Genomic DNA, 3195 nt, shown 5'->3' on the forward strand with positions numbered 1-3195 from the left:
ATGCGCGAGCTTCTGAACGGGCATTACATCACCCACAGCAAGAATATCCTGATAACAGGGCCAACTGGCAGCGGCAAAGGCTGGGTAGGTTGTGCGCTGGGCGAGCAGGCGTGCCGCCAAAAGAGAAGTGTCCAATACTGGCGTATGGGTCGGCTGCTGGATCAGCTTGAGCAGTGGAGACTGGACGGAATCTGGCTTAAGAAACTGAAACAGCTTCAAAAAATATAGCTTCTTATCTTGAACGACCTCGGTCTTGAAGTTATCACAACGCTGCAATGCAATGACCTGCTGGAAATAACGGAAGACCGATATGGGCAAACCAGTACGATCCTGATCAGCAAGTTGCCAGTGGAGCAATGGTACGGGGTGATGAAAAACCCTATGGCGGCCGATGCCTTCCTGGATCGGCTGATCCACAACGCCCACAGACTGGAGCTTAAGGGAGAATCGTTAAGGAAAAATAGCCCGGTAGTGGAAAGCGCAGAAGAAACACGCTAACACGATAAAAAAGTTAGGTTCCCGTATGATCGATACGATGCGAAAACGTGATCGACCTTAGATGCGAATCGATGATCGATCGCATGCGAATATGCACCCCAACGGCAGCCTTCGTGGTGATTCTTTACCCGGTTTCACAGCGGTTTGGCCTCTCAGGCTTGCTGATGGCAACACTGATTTCCGGGGTATTTTTGGTGTTGATGGGCGTCTGCCGCTTTGGACGCCTGATTGAGTATATCCAGCTGTCAGTGACTCTGGGGTTTACCTCGGGCATCGGTATCACCATTGCCACCATGCATATTAAGGATCTGTTTGGTCTGCACCTGACCACCGTGCCGGAGCACTATATCGAAAAGGCGATGGCGCTGGAACAAGCACTCCCAACGCTGACGATGGCGGACACACTCATTGGCCTGACTACGCTGGCAGTGCTGGTTTTTTGGCCCAAACCGGGCATCCGCTTGCCGGGCCATCTGCCTGCGCTGCTGGCAGGCGTTGCTGTTATGGGTATCATGTCGCTGATGGGCCATGATGTCGCCACCATCGGCTCCCGCTTTAGCTATATGCTGGCTGATGGCTCGCAGGGTCAGGGCATTCCGCCTATTCTGCCGCAGTGGGTGCTACCGTGGAACGTGTCCGCAGCCGGTGAACCGGCGATGACGCTCAACTGACAGAGCATTTCTGCCCTGCTCCCTGCGGCATTTTCCATGGCGATGCTTGGCGCTATCGAATCGCTGCTGTGCGCGGTGGTGCTGGACGGTATGACCGGTAAAAAACACAACTCCAATGCCGAATTGATGGGACAATGCTTCGGTAATCTGGTCGCGCCGTTCTTTGGCGGCATCACCGCCACCGCTGCTATCGCGCGCTCCGCCGCAAACGTGCGCGCCGGTGCTACGTCCCCCATTTCGGCGGTGGTGCACGCGCTGTCGGTGCTGGCCCCCTGGCTCTCTTATCTGCCATTGGCCGCCATGGCGGCGCTGCTGCTGATCGTCGCCTGGAACATGAGCGAAGCCCATAAAGTGGTGGATTTGCTGCGTCATGGCCCCAAAGATGACATCATTGTCATGCTGCTTTGCATGTCCCTGACCGTGCTGTTTGATATGGTGATTGCGATTACGCTGGGGATTGTGTTGGCGTCGCTGCTGTTTATGCGCCGCATCGCCCAAATGACCCTGCTTAGCGAACGCCCTGAAACCTCATCGCCGACGCGACTGGTACTGCGGGTGAACGGCCCACTATTTTTCTCCGCTGCGGAACGCATTTTTAACGACATTCTGCAACGTAGCGAGAATTATCAGACCATCATTCTGCAATGGGATGCGGTGCCGATTCTGGATGCGGGAGGACTGGATGCGTTCTTGCGTTTCAGCGATGCATTACCCGCTGACAAGCAGCTATTAATAACCGATATTCCGTTCCAGCCGCTGAAAACGTTGGCGCACGCCAATGTGCATCCCATCGCGGGACGCAGCACGTTTTATCCCACGCTGGCGCAAGCGTTGGAAGCAACGCAGTCTATCGATTAATCTGATCACCCATCGGGCTGCGCAAGCGGCCTAGACCGGTGTAATCTGGACTCTCAGGCATTCATTGCGCTGCGACACCGTCGTTGACGCCGCGCAGGCTTCGCGGATCGTCACCAACTGTTGCGACGTCAGCGGATACGGCAACACAATATTCAGTGCTGTCAGTTTCTGCTGCTGCGCCAGCGCAATCAGTCGCGTCAGGTTGGTTTCATCGTTGACCTGCGTGGAAAGCACCTGCATTGCCAGCATTTTCATTTGCTCTTGCGGAGCGACCTGACGGGTCGACGCAGATTTAGTCACCATGCCGATAATCGGCAACACGCCATACATGGCATCAATAAAACGCCAGTTTTTATTACACAGCGCTGCTAAATACTCAGCGTAATCAATACGTAACGCCTCATTGTAACACCCAGACTCTGGGTTATCTCCCACGTCCTTCTCTCCTGTTCGCCAGTGGGTTCATCGCGTCACTTGTACGTCAATCACCTTTCATCAAGCGTCGATAATACATCTGCCCTGTTTTACCAGGCTCACGGGTTACCCCTCTATATTGTCACGAGCGTGAGTGATTTGATAGCGCGAGCACGTTATCAAGTTCACGATATTGCAATGAAATCCGGTAGCTGCACGATATATTATTGCTGGCGCCGCTAATGTGTGGGCGCTATGCTAACGCAAGACGAAAACGGTTTACCACACGGCAGGCTGACGATAGAGAATAATAGCTACGGTGACTATGCATAAGATTGCCTTTGTGGAAGATGACCCTGAAGTGGGCAAACTGATTGCGGCTTATCTGGGAAAACATGACATAGATGTTCGTCTGGAACCGCGCGGCGATAAAGCGCTCGACTTCATCGCGCAGCAAAACCCCGATCTTGTGCTGTTGGATGTGATGCTGCCGGGCGAAGATGGCATGACCATCTGCCGCGAGTTGCGCCCGTTGTACAGTGGCCCGATCGTGCTACTGACCTCGCTTGACAGCGACATGAATCACATATTGGCGCTGGAAATGGGCGCAGATGATATGTACTAGCTCAGACCTGATCTGACAGTTACCGATTATTTATACAGGTGTCTGTCAGATTACATCTGGTTCAGATTCTTTTCTGCCCAGATCCGTTTTCCATCGAGTAAAGTGGCCATCGGCGTACGCCCGCAGCAC

General features: G+C 53.7%; 1 protein-coding gene and 3 pseudogenes. 3 read left to right on the top strand and 1 reads right to left on the bottom strand.

Going from position 1 to position 3195, the window contains the following annotated elements:
- Window positions 1–498: pseudogene (locus QZ506_RS01915) on the top strand (ATP-binding protein); the annotation flags it as partial.
- Between the two features lie 98 nt (window positions 499–596).
- Window positions 597–2027: pseudogene (gene dauA, locus QZ506_RS01920) on the top strand (C4-dicarboxylic acid transporter DauA); the annotation flags it as partial.
- 30 nt (window positions 2028–2057) lie between these two features.
- Here the strand turns inward: dauA and QZ506_RS01925 are convergent.
- Window positions 2058–2462, bottom strand: a complete 405-nt coding sequence (locus QZ506_RS01925; protein WP_291968659.1) for a hypothetical protein — start codon at window positions 2460–2462, stop codon at window positions 2058–2060.
- Between the two features lie 304 nt (window positions 2463–2766).
- Between QZ506_RS01925 and QZ506_RS01930 the strand changes: the two are divergent.
- A pseudogene (locus tag QZ506_RS01930) lies at window positions 2767–3065 on the top strand (response regulator); the annotation flags it as partial.
- Between the last annotated feature and the right edge of the window lie 130 nt (window positions 3066–3195).

This window comes from Candidatus Symbiopectobacterium sp. (assembly GCF_020054415.1).
In the GTDB taxonomy this organism is placed as follows: Bacteria; Pseudomonadota; Gammaproteobacteria; order Enterobacterales; family Enterobacteriaceae; genus Symbiopectobacterium.